This window comes from Prevotella merdae (genome assembly GCF_900290275.1).
Lineage (GTDB): Bacteria > Bacteroidota > Bacteroidia > Bacteroidales > Bacteroidaceae > Prevotella > Prevotella merdae.
Map to the genome: position 1 here is coordinate 14,589 of NZ_LT985324.1, position 22,390 is coordinate 36,978.

The following is a 22,390-nucleotide window of genomic DNA, read 5'->3' on the forward strand; positions in this document are numbered from 1 at the left end:
GGAAGAAAACTGCTTCGTTTTCCTCCTACTCGATTCGGATGAACAGTTATTATTTCACAACAACCTTGGCCTTTAAGTTTCCTGCCTTAACAATATACATGCCATTGTTAGGTACAGTAAGTTGTCCATCGTTTGATGTAGTCACAATTTGTCCGTCAATAGTGTACAGACTCATTGCGGTAGACGATGCATTAACAAGACAGATGTTGCGTCCGTTGACAGCAAACACAGGTTGTGCATTATTGGCATTTACATTGTCGATAGCATTAATTACGTCCATCTCGGCATAATAGTATACCGTTGTCTCGCGTCCAGTAAAATGGCGTTGAGGATTATTTGCCAAGTAGTCGGTGTTATAGTTCTCAAACACCTCTTTCGTTAGACGCTGCTCGCTATCGTATGTGTAGTATGTGGGAGCTTCGTGCACATTGTGCTTGGATGTCTTAACCACCATACCTTCAGTAGCTTCATCATATTGAGGCTCCTTTGTTATTTCGGTTTGGATGGTATTACTTTCCACAATGTTGTAGTTGGCGTCGCGTGTAGTCTCACTTACTATCGTTCTCTCCGAATAGTAACCGTTTTCTTCGCTACGTATATCGATTTGTTTCTCTGTATACTTGTCGCCGTCTACTGAGTATTCATAACCCGACTTTGTTCTAATCTTCCATTCACCGTTATTCCAATAATAGACAATTTGGAGATTAACCTCAGTCTCGAGCGGGTATACATTATCCATATCTGTGTAGCTGAAGTACTCATCGTTTACCTTAAGCGGCTGCTGTAAAGGGTTCACCTTGAAAGATATTTTGTCGGATGTTATGCTTTCTTCTTTGTATTCGCCCACCCATTTGCCGTCTTCTTTTCTGTAACTTGCGTACCAGTGGAGATTGTCTTTACTGTATTCCTCCCGTTTTCCAGTCTCAACTACGGTGTTGGTGTCAGGGTCTAATTTGCGGTATATGGTAGTTTTTACACCATTGTCGTCAGTGCTTACGAGATCTGTGGCAGAGGCATAAGCATTGCCAAAGTCGCGTCTGTCATCATCCCAATAATATATCTCTTTTATACCATTGGCATAAGTGACATGCTTTCGTGCCCAGGTAACATTGCCCATTGCATCGTATATATAATGCACATAGGTGTATGTACCCTTAGCGTCCTTCGACAAAGAGGTAAGGCTGCTCTTGTTCAGTTGGCCGCCAAGAATACGGTATGAGGTCTCGGTATATCCCGATGGTGAATATTCGTATACAGAACGATTATTGATAGTTCCGTTTTCGTATTCTATCGACTCCGTAACCCAACCCTTTTCGTTGAGTGTGGCTTCCAGATGGTTGTCGCCATCACCGATAGAAATCTTGCCAGATAGAATCTGCCATGTGCCGTTCTTCAGTTCATAGAAGGTTCCTTTAGCTTCTGTATTGGTATACTCGTCTTTGTGGCTCTGATTCTCTACGTATTTAATCTGTCGTGTGATGTTGCCCTTCTTGTCGTAGAAGGTGTAGAAGCAGGTGTATATGTCTTTGCTTTCTTCAGTGTCTTCTTCTACTTCTAACACATAGTCGCCATTGCCGAATGGATATACACAGCCAATCTCCTTGCCCTTGTCATCATACATATAATAATATGTACCCGATTCGTCCTCATACTCATTGTCTACTTCCACTTGCTTGAGATAGCCTTGCTCCGTCCACTCCTTGGTGCACGAACGTAGTAGCTCCCATGAGTCATCGTTGCTGTTGTACAAATATTCTTTTTCCGAACGCGATCCGCTGAAAGGAATAAGAGGGTCTTCATAGTTGTCGGTAGCTATGGTCTTCTTGGCTTTAGTCCACATTCCGTTCTCGTCGATACGGTTGGTTATAGTTGTGGTGTAGCCCTTTTCGGGAGTGTTGTACTGATATTCAGTCTTCGAACCCTCTTTACTTTCAATCTTTCCGTTATTATACCTAGTCAGTTCGTTGCCGCACTCTTTGCCGTCTGCAGTGTAGTAGTGGCGTTCAGTTCTTGTAAGTACATAATTATCGTAGTCGGGATAAGTTACTTCGTAACACTTAACCTCATAATAGTCGGCCCCAATGCTAAGCTCTAATTTCTCGCTGTAATTGTGCCACTCAGCCTCCACATAGCTCTTTGTAGGAGCAAACCATTGGCGAATCAAACCAGAATTAACAGAGCCATCATATATGTTATACACCATCTGCTTTACAAGCATACCGTCAGCATTGTGTGTATACTCGTATGCTTCCTCGCTTGCAAGAACCATCTTCTCGTCTGCTTGTTCGTAGCGCTTAATAGATATAACTCGTCCTTGATTGTCGAGCGTACGTTCTTCCTTGCTCTCCACTATAGAATAGTTGCCATCCACCCTTGTTACAGTCTTCTTTGTCCAATGGTTGCCATAGCCATATTCGTAGTCGTACAGCATCTTGTATGTTCCGTAGTCGAGAGTCTTGAAGTGTCCGTATTCGTTGTATGTCACGTTGCAGTATTCTCTTCTGCCATTGTCGGAGGTCATCTCCATCTTTGTTATCAGAGTCTTCTTTACAGTCTCCTTAGTTTTTGCTTCTGCACGTGCAGTCTCAGCCTGCGACATCACTCTTACGCCAGGAGTTGTAGGAATGTATATACGGTCGCTCTTCTTAGCCATATCATTGGCTTTTTTCTGATGCGCCATATATAACTGTTGTACATTAATGCCAGGTACGGGCATAGGCATACGTGGAGTGTTTTGAGCCACTGCGCCCAAACTTGCAAGCAAGGCAATGCTTGCCAAAATAGGGGAAATGTGTTTCATATATATAATAGTTTTGGGTTAGTTGTTATTTAGACAAAATGCCCAATCTAAAAGCATTGCCAATTAGGTCGGCAATGTTTTTAGAGCCAGTCTTCTGCATAAGTTGACGGCGATGAAAGTCCACGGTATGATGCGATATAAAGAGCTTGGCAGCAATCTCGTTGCTGCTCATACCGCGTGATAGGAGGTTAAGAATCTCCATTTCGCGTTTTGTTATAATGGCCTTTATATCTGTCATAAATATTGGTTCTTTTTTCTTCTAAGACTATACAAAATTAGAAACAAAAAAGCAAGTACACGAATATTTGTGTTGTAATCAGATGTAAAGTCATTAAAAACTATTATTTTCCGTAGGTTGTTCCTATGGATATCCGTAGTGTATTAAGGCAAAAAAGACAATTTTTTTTTAATGTTTTCTCATAGGTAGCAATCCTTCTTTCAATGCAATGCTTACGGCCTGCACATTATTCTTTGCACCGATGCGTCTTAGTATTTGTTTGCGATGATATTCTATGGTGTTCTCGCTTACACACATCCCTTCTGCAATCTGCTTGCTCGACAAGCCGTCGCACATCATCTGCAATACTTCCATCTCGCGTTCGGTAAGGTATCCTGATGCATTTGCGGCGCACTTCTTAAATCTTGAAGAATAGTATTCAATGCCAATCTTTACCGACTCCACCGCCATTTGCAGTTCATACGGATCGTCGCCTTTAAGCACAATAGCCTGCACATTGGCATCCTGTAGTTCGCCTATAATCCATGGTTCCTCGTGCATTGTGTACACCACGAAGCGCATTTGTGGCTTGGTGGAACGCAGGCGTGTTATAAGCTCCAAGCCATTAGCGTCGGGCAAGTCAATGTCAATTACAGCAATGTCGATATTATGTGTTCTTGATATGTCTGCGGCTTCGGCAGCGCACGAAGCCTCGGTGATATAAGATGCAGTATGGCAGAGTAGTGCGGCAATGCCTTTTCGCACAATGGGATGGTCGTCTACAACAAGTATGTTTGCCGCGTGTTCTATAATCTTGTTCATTTGTTTACGAGTTAAGTTTTATTTCTACCTTGTACATACCGTTAGTCTCCGAGCGTTTAATCTCTCCATTCATTCCGAGCACACGGTCTGTAGTAGTGTATAACCCAATACCGTTGGTCGAATCCTTTAGTTGAGGTTGGGCACCATCGTTTTCTACCTCAAGCACAATCTGTCCCCATTTCTCGTATGTCATATACACATTAATAATATGTGCATTGGCGTGCTTGGCAATGTTGCCCATAAGTTCTTGCACTATGCGGTAGATTTCGAAAGCTTTAGCCTGGTCGATATGTTGCCAGCGGTCTGTATCGGTTGCTTGGAAGTTGATTTTGCAATTGGCAAGAGGATAATGTGTCACATAGTCGGCTGCCACCTTGGCAATGTCGGCATGAGCAAAGCGTGGAGGCATAAGGTCGTGAGATATTTGTCTAACTCCAATCATAATATCCTTCAATATAGGTATTGTTTGTTCCTTGTCACTTGTAGTCATAAGTATCTGTAATCCCAGCAAGTCGTTGCATACACCATCGTGCAGTTCACGTGCCAGTCGTGCTCTCTCGCTCTCTAATCCCTCTATGTATTTGCGTCGCAGATTAAGTTCGTAGCGTTGGTTTGCTATGCGTCGCTTGTACAATATCAGTACAATGCCGAAGGCAAGAAGCATAGATGTTACAGCAAGAACAAGCACAACGGTCATAAGTCTTGCACGCTCGGTGGCTTTCTCTTGGTTCAGTTTCACAATCTGCAGTTCCTTTTGCTGGGTGTTGTAGCGCACGCTAAACTCAGACAATTGTCTGTTCACGTCGCTATTCTTGGTTGAGTCGGCAATGTTGTAAGCCTCTCTCATGTATCTCAGAGCTTCGTTGGTGTTGCCAGTTAGTCGCATACACTCAGCCTTCGACCACATTATGCGCTGTTGCGGAACTCCCTGATTAGTTTTGCACAGCGTCTCAATGCGATTCCATAAAGCCAGTTCGCCATTGTAATTATGTTGTGCGTGCATAAGGGCAGCCTCAATCTCGAGTATACCCAAAGACCCGTTGCTTGCAGGTTCAACCTTTTGCATAACAGGTTGCAGCTTACGTAGATAACTATCAGCCTCGTCTATCAGTCCCAACTTTACACACGATTGCAACATAGGCGATGCTGTCTTCAATGCCAGTGGGGTAGAGCCTGTGCCCAATATCTCATCAAAGTGGGGCGCAATAGTCTGTCGAGCTCCCTTATAATCGTTTTGCTTAAGAAGAGCCGAGGCTTTTGTTGCCAATGCAGAGAACAGCTCTACCGTATCCTTTGCCTCTGTAGCCCATCGTGTAGCCTCTTCGGCATAGCTGATACCTTCTTTTAGGCGGTCGGTCTCTACGAACATCACAGCAATATTATTATATAGGTTTGCCACATAATCTTTCAGTCCCACGCGTTTCGACACCTCAATGCCGTGTTGGTAAGCCCACATAGCCGAATCGGCAAGTCCCAATCGTCGGTATACTATGCCACATGTAGAGTATTGGTTAATCAGTACCTCGTCGTTTCCAATACGTTCTCCCTCGCTAATAGCCTGTCTGCAAAGAGGCAAGGCATCTGCCATACGTCCAAGAATAAGCATGTTGTTAGCCTTCTCGCCTACAGCCATTGCGTGCACAGTATCGTCAATGCCGTTGAGGTTAAGCACAGAGTCGAGCAAGGTCAAGGCAGAGTCGGGTCGTGACATAGCTGTAAGTTCACTTGCCGCATTCAGCAAACTTTCTGCTTTGGATTGTTCCTGTGTAACCGTAGGCTTGCTGTTGCATGCTGCCAGCGATACTATAAGAGTTGCAAATATAATAAGGTTTAGATGTCTGCGCATATTGTATTTGTTTGATGAGGTTGTTAAATTGATGTCTGTGCAAATTTATTTAATTAAATTGGGATATACAAGAAATAGGTGGCGATAAATACTATTGACCATATTTTTTGAGTGATGCACCTGTAAACTGCATTTTCATGCATCTTCTTCATGTAATCTTTGTTACATAATACAATAGTGTGCAACGCCTTAGTGTTAAACGATTGTGACTATCTGTTAATATCTGTTGTGTACGCACACATAACCTTGCTTTATATCAATAAAACCGCTAAAAGAAGCTAAATAAATGCCGAAATGTTTGCGCACACAGAAATTCTTTGTACCTTTGCATCGTCAAAAGGTTAATAGATTGTTTAGGTTAGTAGTAATAGATTTAGGTTTTTAGTTATTAGGTTTAAGGTAAATTGAACGATTGTTTAACAGGTACTAATGAGAGTCCGTGAGGATTTTCATTTAATACAGAAAGTTTTTTAAGTTAAACATAGCAATACGGCGCAGCTTGTTGAGAGTTGCGCCGTTGTTGTTTTTAGGCGTGACATCATGTTGTTTTGTTGATAAGAGAGTCTTGTCGTTGTACATAGTTACGTGTTACACGCCGCCTTCGGCGACGCTACACAAGCTGTCAATTCTGTGGATTCTGTCGTATGACGCGCAGCGTCTATACGCTCTGTGAATTCCAAAAGCTTAAGCCCGTAGGCTTCTGTGTTTTCGGTGAGTTCTGTGGGAGCTTAAACTCCAGATTGTGCCACTCCAAATATCGGATGAACCTAAAAGATTAGGCTGTTTCACTTTATTCCTACGATTTAATCCTATCCTCAATCCATTCCCTAATCTCTTTCCCAAACTTCTCTTCTGCATAATCTAAAAGTAGTGCGGTAGAGTTTATTTCACGTTCGGCAACTCCCTGCATAAATTCGAAGAAATGCTGTTCGCCTACTTTTTGTTCCAAGTCATACAGAAGCAAGGCACCTTTGTTGTACAGGGCATCGTAAGCTTCGGGTGCGTCGCGGTCGACCTCGTAGATGGGACAGGCATGGCGTGAATCCTCGCGACAGGCTTCCAGATAACAGTTGAAGACGTGCTTGTCGAAATGGCACTTGATATACCACAGCATGCTAAACTCGGCAAAGCCTTCGTTAAGCCAGTCTTCCCAACTAAATGTCGGTGCCTTGTTCCACCAGAAATGACCCATTTCGTGACCAATGGCGGTCTTGAAGTGCTCGTTAAAGCGTCTCGTTGCATAGGCTATGAAGTTCTTTCGGCTGATGCCGCCACCACGACGTGGCACAACAAGAAACTTCATATAGTCGTTGTTAGGATTTGTTTTGAACAGACGAGTATAGAATTGCAGTGCCTTACTGCATGCCACTAACGCCGAGTCGGCATCTGCATCGGCGAAGTCGGTATATACTACTTCGAATGTGCGCCCATTATTAGTCATCTTCTTCGATTTTAGTGATGGCGAAGCTACAATCTGGAGGTCGAAACTTCCCCACGTCTGCGACATTTTCCACTTGTCGCCCTTGCGCTCTACAATGCCCGATCCGCTGACCGTATAGTCTTTGTTGATTGATATAGAAACGTTTGCCGTGAAGTCGCGGCTGTCGTTGTTGACGGGAAACCATGCTATGTAATAACCCAGTTGCACCCAGTCCTTTTCCATCGAACTCATCCAAGTGTCGATGCTATCGAGGTTGCAGGTATAGTCGAAGGCAATGCTGCAAATGCCCTTGTTCTTTGGAGCGGTAAGATGGAGTGGTGCTCCCTGACGGATGTATGTGTTAGTTGATTCGTCTTTAGTGTCGAATGAGTATGCCAGTTCCTTTTTCTTGCAGCGGATGTGATTGATGGTCGAGTTTTTCCAGAGCGTGAAATCAATGCTCTCTCTGCCTTTGAAGTCAATTAGTGCCGTCGTAGTTACGGCGAGCTTCTTTTTCTCCACGTCAATGTAAAGCATAATGTCGTATCGCTTTACGGTTGGGGCGTTGGTGTCCTTCACAACCGCTTTCTTAGGATAAGCGATTTCTCTCTTATCCTCATCTTCATGCTTATAGATACGCATAGAATCCATAAATGCCGTCCATCGTGCATCGTTGTGAAGTGGTCTGTAGTCTTCTTCTGTTAAGAAAGTTGTGTAAGCGTATGCATATTGTCTGCCGAACCTCTTTCTGAACATATCGAGATAATAGAAGGTACTGTCAGTATCACCAGCCGCCAGTGCCTTGTCTGCAGCCAACCAATAATCATTTGCAGTTTGTGCCGATACCGATTCGCTGCTGCAAAAGATGAGGGAGAGTATGGTAGTGGTCGTCAAGAGGATGTGTCTCCAGAGTTTCATTGCTTTCATTTTTTTATGTTTTCTTTACCTTGCTTGTTCTATAACGCTGTAATCGCTGAAATATTACGTTGTGTGTCGTTAATTCTGAATAATAAATCTATGGCTTGCTTAGTTTCAGAAAAAAGCGTTAATTTTGCAATCTAAACATATATAAGAAGCATGTCAAAAGAAAGCAACTATCTATATCATCTTGTGGCTTTTGTCACCGTTGCGATATGGGGCACCACCTTTGTCTCTACAAAGGTATTGATGCTCAACGGGATATCTCCCGCTCAGATATTTACGCTTCGTTTCTCCATAGCCTATGTATTGATGCTTTGTTTCAATCACAAGCGGCTGTTTTCCGATTCGTGGAAGGACGAGGCCAAGATGATGCTGCTTGGCATAACGGGAGGTTCGTTGTATTTCTTGAGTGAGAACGAGGCTATGAATTTCACCACTGCTACCAATACCTCGCTCATAGTGTGCTCATGTCCATTGTTTGCCACTCTGCTTGTGCGCCTTGTCTATAAAGACACGGCACGCATCAACACGATACAGATGCTTGGTTCGCTTCTTGCCTTTGTAGGTATGGCTATAGTTGTGCTCAACGGACGCTTTGTGCTTCATCTGGCACCTGCGGGCGATGCACTTGCTTTTACGGCATGTATATGCTGGGCATTTTATTCGTTGCTTATGAAGTCGGCATCCAGCCATTACGGCGCAGCTTTCATCACACGCAAAGTGTTTTTCTATGGAGTGCTTACCATACTTCCTTATTATTTCATCAAGCCAGGTTTTCCGTCGTTGACAACGCTTACCCAGCCAGTGGTACTTGGCAATCTTTTGTTCTTGGGATGTCTTGCATCGATGGTTTGTTTCCTGACATGGAACTGGTGCATATCCAAACTTGGAGCCGTAAAAGCAACAACCTGGGTATACTTCAATCCGATTACGACAATGATTTTTGCCTCTTGGGTGCTTGGCGAGAAGATTACTCCATATTTTCTAATGGGTGCGGCATGCATTCTTACGGGTATGTATGTGGCCGACAAGAAGACCAAAGAATAATTGAACAAGTATATAATAGAATATAATAATGTATATAATATAATAATGTAAAGCAAATCAATATGAAGACAATAAATACACGCCGCTCTATACGCCGCTACGCTCAGCGCGAGGTTAGCGAGGAGTTGCTTAACCGTCTACTTTCCGAAGCCATGCGTACCCAGACCATGGGCAATCTACAATTATATAGTGTTGTGGTTACCCGCTCTGACGAGATGAAACAACGTTTGGCTCCAGCTCATTTCAATCAGCCTATGGTTACACAGGCTCCCGTGGTTCTTACCTTTTGTGCCGATACTCGCCGCATGACAGCTTGGGCAGACAACCGTCAGGCAAATGCCGGTTACGATAACTTATTGTCGTATCAGAACGCTGCCACAGATGCCTTGCTCTACTGTCAGACCTTCTGCAATCTTGCCGAAGAAGAGGGATTGGGCTGTTGCTTCCTTGGAACAACAGTTTATATGCCACAGATGATAATAGATACATTGCAATTGCCTCGTCTTGTTGTGCCTGTAGCAACCATAACACTTGGTTGGCCAGACGAGCAACCACCTCTTACCGATCGTCTGCCGCTTGCCGCAATAATGCACAACGAAACTTATAAGGATTACACACCCGAAAGCATTGACCGCTTCTATGCAGAGAAAGAGTCGTTGCCCGAGAATAAGGAGTTTGTGCGTATAAACAACAAGCAGACATTGGCGCAAGTGTTTACCGACTGCCGATACACCAAGAAGGACAATGAGGCTATGTCGGAAGGACTGATGGAGGTGCTTAAGCGTCAGGGGTTCATTAATGATTAGCTGTGCGTTGTTCGACACAACATATTAATAGTAATGTAGAACTCGAGTCACTCCATGTTTCTGATACACCTTATTATATATAGGCTATGAGTAGTTTCAGACAATCATTACATATTGCTCATCATCCTGATGGTGGAGTAGCCGATGCTATTCCAGCCCTCTCCCTTTATGAGCTCAACAACCTTGTAGCGTCAGTCCTGTCTATAGACTTGCCTGATGAGTATTGGGTTGAGGCTGAGCTAAGCGAGGCACGCGAGGTGCGTGGCCATTGCTATATGGAGCTTGTGCAGAAAGACGAAGCTTCGAATACGCCCATAGCCAAGGCCTCTGCCAAGTGCTGGGCGTCTCGATGGGCAATGCTGCGGCCTATGTTTGAACGCATAACTGGGCAACGTCTGCATGCAGGCATGAAGGTAATGCTGCGTGTAAAGGCACAGTTTCATGCGGCATATGGATTCTCGTGGATAGTGTCCGACATTAATCCGGAATATACCATGGGCGACCTTATGCGACGCCGCCAAGAGATAATCAAGCAACTTAAGGCAGAGGGCGTGTTCGACTTGCAACGCGAGCTCCTTATACCTGCATTTGCCCAACACATAGCCGTAGTGTCGAGCGATGGGGCAGCTGGCTATGGCGACTTCTGTCGTCAGCTTGCCGACAATGCTCAAGGCTATAAGTTTGCTGTCCAACTCTTTAGTGCCACTATGCAAGGCGAGGCTGTGGAGCATAGTGTAATAGCAGCACTCAACCGCATATACGAACAGCAAGACCATTTTGACGTGGTGGTGATAATACGTGGTGGAGGTGCAACGAGCGACCTTTCGGGGTTTGACACATTGGCATTGGCAGAGAATGTAGCCAACTTCCCTTTACCGATAATCACCGGTATTGGTCACGACCGCGACGAGAGTATACTCGATATGGTTGCCCATACACGTGTAAAGACACCTACGGCGGCAGCACAGTTGCTTATAGACAATCTGTCGCGTACCGACCAGCTGATAGAGTCGTTGCGCCAACGCATTGTTCATTACACCCAGCAGCGTATGCACACCGAGCAAGTGCGCCTTAAGGCCGTGTCCGAGCGTATCCCGGTCCTATTCTCGCTTGTAAGCGTCAGGGAGCAAGCCCGTATAGATAGGTTGTCGCGCCAGATGCTCAACGCTGTTGCACGCCGCATCGATACGGCACGCCAGCGGGTGGAGCGTATAGAGACCCGCCTTGCCGATAATGTGCGACATAGGCTTGTAGACGAACACTATCGTCTGAAAATGCTTGAGCAACGTATAGAGGCCGAAAATCCAGAGCGCCTATTGCGACGTGGATACAGTATAACCACTTATGATGGACGCGCTGTGCACGATGCCTCGCAGCTGCCTAAAGGCGCTGTTGTGGAAACAAGAGTGGAGAAGGGTAGATTTAAGGCTAAGGTAGAGTAGTTACAAAACTTTTAAAAAACAGCATACCGCGTCACTTCTTTCCCCTTATTAGGGTATAGGAGATGGGCGGAACTTATAATAATATGGCACGCGAAATGAAATACGAGACAGCAATGCGTCAACTTGAGGACATTGCTGCAAAAATGGAAAACGGTGAGCTTGACATCGACTCGCTATGTGAACAACTAAAAACTGCGCAGAAGCTGATAGGGCAGTGCAGGGACAAACTGACAAAGACCGACGAGGAAATAAACAAGATTCTGAAGTCGGAGACCAAGTAATTCTTCCACACTTGTGGAAGTTAAGGTGTTTAGAGGTGTTAAGCCAAATGTCTTAAGGCTCATTAATGGCAGAAAAGGGCAGTAGTTTATAAATCAAAAAAGTGTCCGGTAAAACCAGTAAAGGGCATATGGCTTAACTCCTCAAACAATGATATTATATTACTTGCCAATTTAATATAATATACTTTGCCATTTAATATAATATACTTTGCCATTTAATATAATATACTTTGCCATTTAATATAATATACTTTGCCATTTAATATAATATACTTTGCCATTTAATATAATATACTTTGCCATTTAATATAATATACTTTGCCGTTTTATCCATAATCGCTAGTCATAATATATTTATTTTAAATATCCAATTATTTTTCTATCTTTTTTATGTAAAAACACTGAAATCGATTACATCTTAATTCTCAGTACTTTACACATGTTTTGTCTTCTTTGTTTTTAAGTTGCTGCAAACGATTGTATATATTTTGTGGTTGTTATTCACGAATTTTGTTGTTGTATATTTCTTTTATGTCTAATTTTGCGACATCAATTAAAAACTTAGTAACTTCTTCAATAAACCTAATTAAATTTATGTTCAAAAAACTTTTAAACCCAAAGGCATGGGCTTTATTCCTGCTTATGCTTTTTGCCATACCAATTGTGGCAGATGATTTCAACAGTCAGCGAACAGATTTTCGTGACGAGAGTATTTATTTCATGATGACCACTCGTTTCTACGATGGTGATACAGGAAACAATGTGCTCTGCTGGGATAACCAGGAAGAACAGATCAAAACAAAAGACCCTTGCTGGCGAGGCGACTTCCAGGGTGTGATCGACAAGCTCGACTACATCAAGGCGCTTGGTTTCACAGCCATTTGGATTACTCCAGTTGTTCAGAACGCTTCAGGCTACGACTATCATGGTTATCATGCATCTGACTTCACACGCGTTGACTGCCGTTATCAGAGCAGTGACGGTAAAAAGACTGGTGACGCGATGTTCCAGGAACTCATCGACAAAGCGCACGCAAAGGGTATCAAAATTATCCTCGATATCGTGCTCAACCACACAGGTAACTTCGGTGAGGAGACACTCTGCAAGTTATTTGATCGTGACACACAGCTTCGCAATCAGGCTTACATAGATGCTTGTATGATTCCAAATGAAGAAAAGTTGGGTAGCGACTACTTGAATGTTGCAGGAGGTTTCCAGTATCAGCGTCGTCTGGCGCAGATGAAGAATACCGATGGTGTGAATCATGATATTCACAATTACTGGCACCATTTCGGTAACTTCAATTGGGATGATCCTACCCGTTGGTGGGCTCAGATTGCAGGCGACTGTGTAGACCTCAATACCGAGAACGATGCAGTGGCAGATTATCTTGTCAACTGCTATGGCAGCTTTATCAAGATGGGCGTAGATGGTTTCCGTATCGATACCTCTGGTCACATCTCTCGTCTTACCTTCTGCAAGCAGTTTATCCCTCAATTTGCAAAACTTGGCGAGGAGTACAAGAGCAAGCGTCTTAACGGGGCTCCTTTCTTTATGTATGGTGAGGTATGTGCCCGTTTCGGTGGTGTAACGTACCGTGGTCAGGACAATCTTTCACCTTATTATTATACATGGAAGGCTCCACAGGACTTGATGGATCAGTTTGATGGTAGCCAGTCATATTGGGATACACAGGCCGTCTATGATAGAGGTTCTGGTATGGATGATAAGCTGATGCCTCTCTGTGAGAAAGATAATGCAGCATCTCCTGAAAGCGATAACACCTTTATGGTGAATGGCAAATGGCATGAACCAGACTATTCTCAGTCAAGTGGATTCAATGTTATCGATTTCCCATTGCACTACAACTTTAACACAGCTGGAGCCGCATACCGTTTAGCTAAAGAAGGTGATAAAAAATATAATGACGCTACTTACAATGTAGTATATGTAGATAGCCATGACTACTGTCCAGGTCCAAACGATGGTGTTCGTTTCCCTGGTACTGATGCTCAGTGGGCTGAGAATCTCTCTCTGATGTTTACCTTCCGTGGTATCCCATGTCTCTACTATGGTTCTGAGATTGGTTTCCGTCGTGGTTCTGCAATTGATCGTGGCCCTCATGGTCCTCTCTCTGATACAGGTCGTGCTTACTTCGGTGGTTATATCACTGGTGATGTGGAAGCATCTGACTTCGGTGATTATCAAGCTTCTGGTAATGTGGCTGCCACATTGAATCATGATGTAGCTCAACACCTCATTCGTTTGAACAAGATTCGTCAGGCAGTTCCTGCACTCCGTAAGGGTCAGTGGACCGATGACGGTTGTGAAGCCAATGGTGGTATCGCCTTCAAGCGTGCTTACAAGGATAGCTACGCTCTCGTAGCCCTCAATGGTGGTGCTACATTCACAGATTGCCCAGAAGGCACATATACTGATGTTGTTACTGGTCAGACATATACTGGTTCTACTATCACCGTAGACGCTCCTCAGACTCAAGGTCAGGTACGTGTACTTGTAAAGGATTGGACTGGTGGTGTAATAGGCGAGGATGGCCCATTTATCTACACAACTTCTCCTGTATCAAAGGGCGATCAGAAATACGACGGTCATGAAGAGGATGGCACAACATGGAACGAGCAGGCTCCTTCTGCTTCTGCAACTGTTGAGTTCTCACAAGCAGGTGGAACATTCCGCACAGAGACTATCGACCTGACAGTTACTCTCTCTGAAGACGCTCAGTCTGGTTGGTATCAGATACAAGGTCAGGATAAGGTGAACTTGACTCCTGGTGAGAGTGTGAATCTTACCATTGGCGCAGATATGGCCTTTGGCGACACCAAGACTATTGACTGGTACGCAATGAGCCAGGATGGTAAAGAGAAGAACGGTAGCTTGACCTTCAGAAAGGTAGATCCAAATGCTTCTATCATAGTATACGTTAAGGCCAACAGCGCTCCTAACCTTTATGCATGGGTAGAAGGCGGCGAAAAAGCCAAGGTTCTCAATGGCGATTGGCCTGGCAAGAAGATGTCTACCAAGACAACTATCGAAGGTGTAGATTATTATATGTTCGTGGCAGATGGCGTAGAGAAATTCAACATTATTCTCAACAATGGTAGCGGCGCACAGACTGGCGACATTACTGACATCACAGCTACAACATTCCTCTCATATGATGGTGGCTCTGGCTACAAGATTCTTACCGATATTCCTGTTCCTGTTCCTGATCCGAACCCGAATCCAAATCCAAATCCAAATCCTGATCCAGAACCAGACCCAACACCTACCCCAAATCCAACTGGCAAGTTCTATGTTTACTTTGCCGCTCCTACATCATGGACAACTGTTAAGGCATGGGTATGGAACCACAATAATGGCGACGAGAACTATACTGGTGGCAATTGGCCAGGCGAGGATTGTGTAAAGACTTCTAACAAGTACAACGGTATGACCGTTTGGATGTGGGAGTATAAGGGCGACAAGACAGACATGCCTACAAACATCATCTTTAACAATGGTAGTGGCGAGCAGACCAAAGACCTCGACTATCAGAACGGCAAGTGCTACGACTTCAATGGCGTTAATGGTTCAATCAACATCACAACAGCCATCAAGGGCATCAACGCAGCAGCCAAGACAATGGTTAAGGTTTACACACTCAACGGCGAATGTGTTGCTGTACTGTCCGACCTCAACTCGGCAACCTACACTCTCCGCCCAGGCATCTATGTTGCCAACGGCAGAAAGTTTGTGATTCGCTAAAACTACTTAACCATTAATATTTAGAGAATATATTGTTTAGAGACGATAGGGACAATTCTTTGGTAAAAGGTCTTTGCAGACCATAGCCAAAAACATAGAATTGTTTCTATTGTCTCTTTTCTTTTGCGTGTCAATATAAAAATTGCGTGAAAATCGTTGGCAGTCTCTCTTTTTATTCGTACTTTTGCCTTTAACAAATATGAAATGTAATTAATCTTACAAATACAGATAATGTTATGAAAGATATCGCATGGTCTGAGTTGTCGTTTGGCTATATGCCTACCGACTACAATGTTCGCTGTTGCTACCGCGACGGCAAGTGGGGCGAAATAGAGGTTTGCTCCGACGAGTACATAAAGCTGCACATGGCTGCAACATGCTTGCACTATGGTCAGGAAGCATTTGAGGGACTAAAGGCTTATCGTTGCCCAGATGGTAAAGTGCGCGTGTTCCGTGTAGAGGAGAACGCAAGTCGTCTGCAGTCTACATGCCGTGGCATAATGATGCCAGAGGTTCCAACAGAACTCTTTGTCGAGATGGTTAAGAAGGTAGTGCGCCTAAACCAGGAGTATATTCCTACTTACGAGAGTGGTGCTACACTCTACATCCGTCCGTTGCTCATAGGCACATCGGCTCAGGTAGGTGTGCATCCAGCTACAGAGTATATGTTCCTGATCTTCGTTACACCAGTAGGTCCTTACTTCAAGGGCGGTTTCTCAACCAACCCTTACGTCATAATGCGCGACTACGACCGTGCAGCTCCTCTGGGTACCGGTATATATAAGGTGGGTGGCAACTATGCAGCCAGCCTCAAGGCCAACTCTATTGCCCACGCCAAGGGTTATGCCAGCGAGTTCTATCTCGACTCAAAGGAGAAGAAGTATGTCGACGAGTGTGGCGCTGCCAACTTCTTCGGCATCAAGGACAATACATATGTAACACCAAAGTCTACATCAATCCTCCCTTCTATTACCAACAAGAGTCTGATGCAGATTGCCGAAGACCTGGGTATGAAGGTAGAGCGTCGTCCAGTTCCTGAGGAAGAACTCGACACATTCGAGGAGGCAGGAGCTTGCGGTACAGCTGCCGTTATATCGCCAATATCTCATCTCGACGACCTTGAAACAGGCAAGGTGTACAACTTTGGCGATAAGCCAGGTCCATGGTCTACCAAACTTTACAACACTCTGCGTGGCATTCAGTATGGCACAATAGAGGATAAGCACGGCTGGACAACTGTTGTTATTGAGTAACAGGCAGTTAAAAGGACCTTTAAAAGTAAAAAATAGTTAATGCGGGTGCAAATTTACGCTTGTATGTCATTGTATATGAAATAAAAAGCGTACCTTTGCACCCGCATTTTGCACAAATAACAATTTAATTCACAAAAGTTCTATGTATTTAGATCAGGCAAAAAAACAAGAGATCTTTGGACAGTACGGAAAGTCTAACACTGATACTGGTTCAGCTGAGAGCCAGATAGCATTGTTCTCATACCGTATTTCCCACTTGACGGAACATCTTAAGAAGAACCGTAAAGATTATACTACCGCACGTTCTTTGACACAGTTGGTAGGAAAGCGCCGCGCATTGCTCAACTACTTGTACGACCGCGACATCAATCGCTATCGTGCAATCGTTAAGGCTCTCGGTCTGCGTAAGTAATCTACGCAAAGAGACTTTGAAGAAAAGTAGAGCAATTTGCAAAGAAAACGAAATCCCGAGGATTCAATTACGAATTCTCGGGATTTCTGCGTTTAGGTGGACAGGAGAACATGAAAACTAAGACATAAGAACAAGAGGACATGAAAAACTAAGACATAAGAACATAAGAACATGAAATTCCTTGGAAGCGTGTGTTAAGACATAAGAACATGAAAAACTAAGACATAAGAACAAGAGAACATGAAATCCTTAGTAGTCTAATTTTATGTTAATATTCTTTTTTATTTCATAAGTTATTTCTATCTTTGCATAGTGTAAGAAACAAAAACCGTGAAACATACGGTGAGAACACTACTAATTTACTAATCAAAATTTTTTAAACCTTATGAACAAAAGAACAGCCGCAACACTTGCGCTCTGTCTTTCGATGTCTGTTGCATCATATGGACAGAATCAAGCGAGCAAACATTCGGTTAAGGGCGTTGTGCTTGACGAAAAGGGAGAACCCGTAATCGGAGCAAGCGTAAAAGTTCCTGGCAGCAAGAATGGTACTGTTACCGACATTGACGGTAACTTCACACTCTCTGTTGCCAACGAGAATGCCACCGTAGAGGTGACTTATCTTGGCTACGACGCCCAGCGTGTTAAAGTGAGCAGCGGTAAGGCAGCTACAGTACGCCTGACACAAAACTCTCAAAATCTTAATGAAGTGGTTGTCGTAGGTTACGGCACCCAAAAGAAGGTGAACCTCACGGGTAGTGTGGCTTCAGTATCTTCAGACAAGCTGACCAACCGTGTAGAGTCGAATGTGCTTTCGGCCATTCAAGGTACAGTACCTGGTGTTACCATCATCTCGCGTCCAGGCTCTACTCCTTCCATCAACTTCCGTGGCCGTGGCAACCTTGGCACCTCAGAGCCTCTCTACGTAATCGATGGTGTTATTGCCGATGCCACATTCTTCCAGAACCTCGACCCCGAGAGTATCGAGTCTATCTCGTTCCTTAAGGATGCCGCTTCGTCGTCAATCTACGGTTCGCGTGCAGCCTATGGTGTTGTGCTCGTCACAACCAAGCAGGGCAAGAAGGAGCGCATGTCTGTATCCTACAGCGGAATGGTTGGCGTAAAGACACCTACATATCTGCCCGACCTCATCAGCTCGTCCGAGTATGCCGAGCTTCTTAACGAGGCCATGTACAACCGCAATCCTGCCGGAGGCAAGAATCAGGCTTATACAGCCGAGCAGGTTGGATGGTTCAAGGACGGCAGCAAGCCCGACCTTTATCCAAATACCGACTGGATGGACCTAACCATGGACAAGCACGTTGCCACAACACAGCACTCGCTCAACGTTAGTGGAGGCAGCGACAAGGTGCAGTATTATCTCGGTGGCGGCTACCAGTACAACGACAGCTTTGTGCGCGGACGCAACAGCAACCGCTACAACTTTAACATGAGCCTGTCGTCTAAGGTAAACAATTGGCTGTCTGTAAACGGTAGCGCCAAGTACATACGCAACCAGAACGAAACAAACCAGGGTGTGCCCGACTTTACCAGCTTCTTGCTCGTGCCTTCTACCATGGTGGCAAAGCAGAGCAATGGCGAGTTTGGTAGCATTTCGGGTGGCCAGCAGGCTACATTAGAGTTTATCAACCGAAACCCGCTGCGCCGCCTTTCGAAGAAAGACTGGTCGAAGTCGGCTTTCGAGAACTCGCTCTATAGCGTAGGCATGGACATCACACCATTGAAGGGACTTAAAATTTCGGCTTCGGGCTCTTACAAGCGCTACGAGTACAAGTATAAGAGCTACTCGGCCAAACAGGATGCTGTAAACAACTTCGAGTCGGGTAACCCGATATCAGGTACTTCGAGCGACGTTAACAAGATGAGTATGTCGTGGAGCAGCAGTTCGCGCCTACAGACCAACCTCGTTGCCACCTACAACTTCAACATAGCCCAGGACCACTCGTTCACGCTCCTTGCCGGTACATCCTACGAGGACAACAAGTACGAGTCGCTGTCGGGCAGTCGCAAAAACTTCCCTACCGAGACATTAGAGAGCATGGGCGCTGGCTCGTCGGCACCCGAGGACATCTCTAACGGAGCCTCAATGAGCAACTACAAGCTTATGTCTTACTTCGGACGCATCAACTACTCGTTCAAGGACCGCTATTTGTTCGAGGCCAATGTGCGTACCGATGGCTCGTCACGCTTCTACAAGTCAGAGCGTTGGGGATGGTTCCCCTCGTTCTCGGCAGGATGGCGTGTAAGCGAGGAAGAATTCATGAAGCCTATAACATGGATTAACAACCTCAAGATTCGAGCCTCTTACGGTACGCTGGGTAATATTAATAATGTGGGCAACTACGACTACTTCCAGCTCTACGACAAGTCGGGCAACTATGTGTTCGACAAGGTGCCTGTTGAGGGTATTGCCGAGTCGAAACCAGCCAACCGCACTCTTACATGGGAGAAGGTGGCTATTGCTGACGTTGGTGTAGACCTCGACCTCTTCGACAACCACCTGAGCGTTGTTGCCGACTACTATGTTAAGAAGACCAGCAACATTCTTCTGGGCTACAACGTGCCTGTAGAGACCGGCATTACACAGGCTCCGTCGCAGAACGTGGGTAAGGTTAAGAACACAGGTTTCGAAATGGCTGTTACCTACCGCAACAAGATCAGCGATTTCCGCTACGAGGTTACAGGCAACATCTCGTTCAACAAGAACAAGATTGAGGACCTCTCTGGCTCTGACAACATGATTCAGAATGGAGGCGACAAGATTAGATACATTCTCAAGGAGGGCGAGTCTATCGGTTCGTTCTACGGTTACAAGACCGCCGGATTGTATACACAGAAGGAGATTGACGAGGGCCACTACTACACACTCGGCCGTAAGCCTAACGCCGGCGACATCAAGTACGTGCCACAGCGCGACAATGTGGAGTGGGGATCGGCTATTACCGACGAAGACCGCACCATCATAGGCTGCGACGTGCCTAAGTTCACCTACGGACTTAACCTCAACCTCGGCTATAAGGACTTCGAGCTTTCGCTCTTCGGACAGGGCGTGGCTGGTGCCAAGGTTGCGTTCGAGTCAGAGCAGGTATGGGCATTCTTCCTCAACTCCAACCCGCGCAAGTTCCACCTTGGACGTTGGACTGAGGCCAACCCTAACCCTAACGCCAACTATCCGAGAATTTACGGTGGTGTGTCTCAAGACACATACAACCAGAACTTCTCCGACCGCCAGTTGTTCAGCGCCAACTATTTCCGCATCAAGACCATCACCCTCGGCTATCGCTTGCCGCGCACATTGGTCAACCGCATTGGCTTGAACTCTGTCAAGGCTTTCGTTACAGGCGAGAACCTCTTCACATTCAGAGGCGACAACATCATGAAGGACTTCGACCCAGAGTCGGTTTCAGGTCGTTCGGTTTCGGCGCTTGGCGAAAAGTCAATCGCTTTCGGTTTAAATGTTGAATTCTAAAAAAAAGAGTAAAAGTTATGAAGACTAAATATATCAAACATTTGGCTGTATTGGGAATGTTGACGCTTGGCGTATCATCATGCGACCTTGGCGTTGTTCCGCCAGACGCTATCTCGGCCGATAGCTATTGGAAGACCGAGCAGGACGCCTGGTATGCCATGAACGAAATATATGCTAACGGAATGCCCGACTTTATCGACGGCATCTCCGACGAGATGTATACCGACAATGCCCACAGCCACAAGCCATGGGAGGGCCCGTTCGAGGCTTTCCAGCAGGGTGGCGTTACAGCAGGCGATGGTGCAGGCAGCTACAACTATACCACCATTCGCCTTGCCAACAACTATATTGCCAACGTAGACCGCTGCTCGATGAGCGACGAGCTTAAGGAGCGCACCAAGATGGAGGCACGCTTCTTCCGTGCATGGAGCTATTACAATATGGTAATCAAGTTTGGCGGTGTGCCACTTGTTACCGACGTTATGGAGTACAACGCTCCAAACGTGGCGCGCGACGACGCTCAGAAGGTTAAGGACTTTGTGCTAACCGAGCTGGGCGAGATAGCCAAGAAGCTGCCCGAATCTTATCCCGGCGGCTCTAAGCTTAACGAGACAGGCCGCGTGACACGCTACGCAGCACTTGCCCTACGCACACGTGCAGCACTTGCTTTCGGCAATTATACCGAGGCTGAGGCTTCTGCCAAGGAGCTCATCGGCTCAAACAAGTTCAAGCTCTACAAGGTTACATCCTTGACCCCAGCCCAGGAGCTCGAGGCCAACGAGATGACACAGTTTGTAGACTTTGCAAGCCTTGGCATCGACAAAGACAAGTTTGTCAAGGGCATCTTCAGCTACGGAGGCATCTGGCAGAACGACAACGGCAACGTGAGCGACCCTGAGGTTATCCTTGCACACGAGCACACCACAGGCTCCAACAGCGTAGACTGGGCTCGCTACCAGTACGCTCGCCCGTCGCAGCTTGTCAAGGGCTACTCGTCTTACGAGCCACTTGCCGAGCTTGTTGAGGCCTACTGGAACGCCGATGGCAAGACAATGCCAGCAAAGGTGGACGTAGACGTGAACAAGGCCAACTACGACAAACTTTATGCAAAGGTTAGCGGTCTCGACCAGAAGGGCTACATTGCCAAAGTGCCTACACTCGACCTCAAGGACGACGCCTACATGCAGCAGTTCCGCAATCGCGACAGCCGTCTCTATGCCTCAATACTCTTCCCGTTCAAGGGTTGGCACGAAACCGATTTCGGCACATTCTACTATCGTTGGAATCCGGCATGGGCTGGCAAAGACGGCAACGAGTCGTGGACAGGCTTCAGCTTCCGCAAGCTTGTGTCTGTACGTCCTTACGACACTGGCTGGGGCGAGAACTATAGCTACGACGACTTCCCCGTATTGCGTTACGCCGAGGTGCTCATCTCTGCTGCCGAGGCTCACATCATGAACACAGGCTACGATGCTACAGCCCAGGGCTGGCTCAACCAGTTGCGCGACCGTTGCGGTATGCCTAACGTTCCTACATCGTTTGCCTCAAAAGAGGCTGCGCTCGACTTTGTGCGCAACGAGCGTCGTATAGAGCTTGCTGGCGAGGGTCAGCGTTTTGCCGACATGCGCCGTTATGGCAACGAGTATTGCGCCAAGGTAATGACTGGCACATCTTACGGCATCAACAAGTATGTGGTTGTAAAGAAGAATTGGGAGAGCAAGAACATGCTGTTCCCAATCCCAACATCCGCACGCGACCTAAACCCACTGCTTGAGCAGAATCCGGGTTACTAATCGCCTTGTTTCTCTTTTTTAGTTCTGCTACAAACAGGAGATAATATATATTTGAGAGGGTGGCCCCTGAGAGAG

Annotated in this window: 14 protein-coding genes; 9 read left to right on the forward strand and 5 right to left on the reverse strand. The window is 45.8% G+C overall.

The window, feature by feature from the left end; genetic code table 11:
* Nucleotides 1-49: 49 nt before the first annotated feature.
* The 5 genes from C9991_RS06370 to C9991_RS06390 form a co-directional block, all read right to left on the reverse strand.
* Nucleotides 50-2,800 carry a hypothetical protein gene (locus C9991_RS06370; RefSeq protein WP_157949383.1) on the reverse strand — a complete coding sequence of 917 codons (2,751 nt, stop codon included), beginning with the start codon at nucleotides 2,798-2,800 and terminating at the stop codon, nucleotides 50-52.
* Nucleotides 2,801-2,825: 25 nt separating this feature from the next.
* Nucleotides 2,826-3,038, reverse strand: coding sequence for a response regulator transcription factor (locus C9991_RS06375; RefSeq protein WP_106811778.1), 213 nt, complete (start codon nucleotides 3,036-3,038; stop codon nucleotides 2,826-2,828).
* A gap of 168 nt (nucleotides 3,039-3,206) precedes the next feature.
* Nucleotides 3,207-3,839 (reverse strand): response regulator transcription factor, encoded by a 633-nt coding sequence (locus tag C9991_RS06380; protein WP_106811779.1) that lies wholly within the window; start codon nucleotides 3,837-3,839, stop codon nucleotides 3,207-3,209.
* A 4-nt stretch (nucleotides 3,840-3,843) separates the two neighbouring features.
* Complete coding sequence (locus tag C9991_RS06385; protein WP_106811780.1) at nucleotides 3,844-5,685, reverse strand: sensor histidine kinase; 1,842 nt, start codon at nucleotides 5,683-5,685, stop codon at nucleotides 3,844-3,846.
* A gap of 796 nt (nucleotides 5,686-6,481) precedes the next feature.
* Nucleotides 6,482-8,032 carry a M1 family aminopeptidase gene (locus C9991_RS06390; RefSeq protein WP_106811781.1) on the reverse strand — a complete coding sequence of 517 codons (1,551 nt, stop codon included), beginning with the start codon at nucleotides 8,030-8,032 and terminating at the stop codon, nucleotides 6,482-6,484.
* Between the two features lie 150 nt (nucleotides 8,033-8,182).
* Here C9991_RS06390 and C9991_RS06395 point away from each other — a divergent pair, with 150 nt between their 5' ends.
* The 9 genes from C9991_RS06395 (at nucleotide 8,183) to C9991_RS06435 (ending at nucleotide 22,315) form a co-directional block, all read left to right on the forward strand.
* On the forward strand, nucleotides 8,183-9,073 hold the full coding sequence (locus C9991_RS06395) for a DMT family transporter (RefSeq protein ID WP_106811782.1): 891 nt from the start codon (nucleotides 8,183-8,185) through the stop codon (nucleotides 9,071-9,073).
* 62 nt (nucleotides 9,074-9,135) lie between these two features.
* A complete protein-coding gene (locus C9991_RS06400; RefSeq protein WP_106811783.1) occupies nucleotides 9,136-9,879 on the forward strand; it encodes a nitroreductase family protein in 744 nt (247 codons plus the stop codon).
* Between the two features lie 149 nt (nucleotides 9,880-10,028).
* Nucleotides 10,029-11,321 (forward strand): exodeoxyribonuclease VII large subunit, encoded by a 1,293-nt coding sequence (gene xseA, locus C9991_RS06405; protein ID WP_232823329.1) that lies wholly within the window; start codon nucleotides 10,029-10,031, stop codon nucleotides 11,319-11,321.
* 83 nt (nucleotides 11,322-11,404) lie between these two features.
* Nucleotides 11,405-11,602, forward strand: coding sequence for an exodeoxyribonuclease VII small subunit (xseB, locus tag C9991_RS06410; protein WP_106811785.1), 198 nt, complete (start codon nucleotides 11,405-11,407; stop codon nucleotides 11,600-11,602).
* Between the two features lie 594 nt (nucleotides 11,603-12,196).
* Complete coding sequence (locus C9991_RS06415; RefSeq protein ID WP_106811786.1) at nucleotides 12,197-15,367, forward strand: alpha-amylase family glycosyl hydrolase; 3,171 nt, start codon at nucleotides 12,197-12,199, stop codon at nucleotides 15,365-15,367.
* A gap of 209 nt (nucleotides 15,368-15,576) precedes the next feature.
* On the forward strand, nucleotides 15,577-16,620 hold the full coding sequence (locus tag C9991_RS06420; RefSeq protein WP_255414796.1) for a branched-chain amino acid aminotransferase: 1,044 nt from the start codon (nucleotides 15,577-15,579) through the stop codon (nucleotides 16,618-16,620).
* A 142-nt stretch (nucleotides 16,621-16,762) separates the two neighbouring features.
* Nucleotides 16,763-17,032 (forward strand): 30S ribosomal protein S15, encoded by a 270-nt coding sequence (gene rpsO, locus C9991_RS06425; protein WP_106811788.1) that lies wholly within the window; start codon nucleotides 16,763-16,765, stop codon nucleotides 17,030-17,032.
* Nucleotides 17,033-17,417: 385 nt separating this feature from the next.
* Nucleotides 17,418-20,522 (forward strand): SusC/RagA family TonB-linked outer membrane protein, encoded by a 3,105-nt coding sequence (locus C9991_RS06430; protein ID WP_106811789.1) that lies wholly within the window; start codon nucleotides 17,418-17,420, stop codon nucleotides 20,520-20,522.
* Nucleotides 20,523-20,539: 17 nt separating this feature from the next.
* Entirely contained in the window at nucleotides 20,540-22,315 is a 1,776-nt protein-coding gene (locus tag C9991_RS06435) for a RagB/SusD family nutrient uptake outer membrane protein (protein WP_106811790.1), read from the forward strand.
* Nucleotides 22,316-22,390: the final 75 nt, after the last annotated feature.

Coding starts and splice junctions, on each gene's coding strand:
- C9991_RS06370 (WP_157949383.1), bottom strand. CDS start 2,800: ATGAAACACATTTCCCCTATTTTGGCAAGCATTGCCTTGCTTGCAAGT.
- C9991_RS06375 (WP_106811778.1), bottom strand. CDS start 3,038: ATGACAGATATAAAGGCCATTATAACAAAACGCGAAATGGAGATTCTT.
- C9991_RS06380 (WP_106811779.1), bottom strand. CDS start 3,839: ATGAACAAGATTATAGAACACGCGGCAAACATACTTGTTGTAGACGAC.
- C9991_RS06385 (WP_106811780.1), bottom strand. CDS start 5,685: ATGCGCAGACATCTAAACCTTATTATATTTGCAACTCTTATAGTATCG.
- C9991_RS06390 (WP_106811781.1), bottom strand. CDS start 8,032: ATGAAAGCAATGAAACTCTGGAGACACATCCTCTTGACGACCACTACC.
- C9991_RS06395 (WP_106811782.1), top strand. CDS start 8,183: ATGTCAAAAGAAAGCAACTATCTATATCATCTTGTGGCTTTTGTCACC.
- C9991_RS06400 (WP_106811783.1), top strand. CDS start 9,136: ATGAAGACAATAAATACACGCCGCTCTATACGCCGCTACGCTCAGCGC.
- xseB (WP_106811785.1), top strand. CDS start 11,405: ATGGCACGCGAAATGAAATACGAGACAGCAATGCGTCAACTTGAGGAC.
- C9991_RS06415 (WP_106811786.1), top strand. CDS start 12,197: ATGTTCAAAAAACTTTTAAACCCAAAGGCATGGGCTTTATTCCTGCTT.
- rpsO (WP_106811788.1), top strand. CDS start 16,763: ATGTATTTAGATCAGGCAAAAAAACAAGAGATCTTTGGACAGTACGGA.
- C9991_RS06430 (WP_106811789.1), top strand. CDS start 17,418: ATGAACAAAAGAACAGCCGCAACACTTGCGCTCTGTCTTTCGATGTCT.
- C9991_RS06435 (WP_106811790.1), top strand. CDS start 20,540: ATGAAGACTAAATATATCAAACATTTGGCTGTATTGGGAATGTTGACG.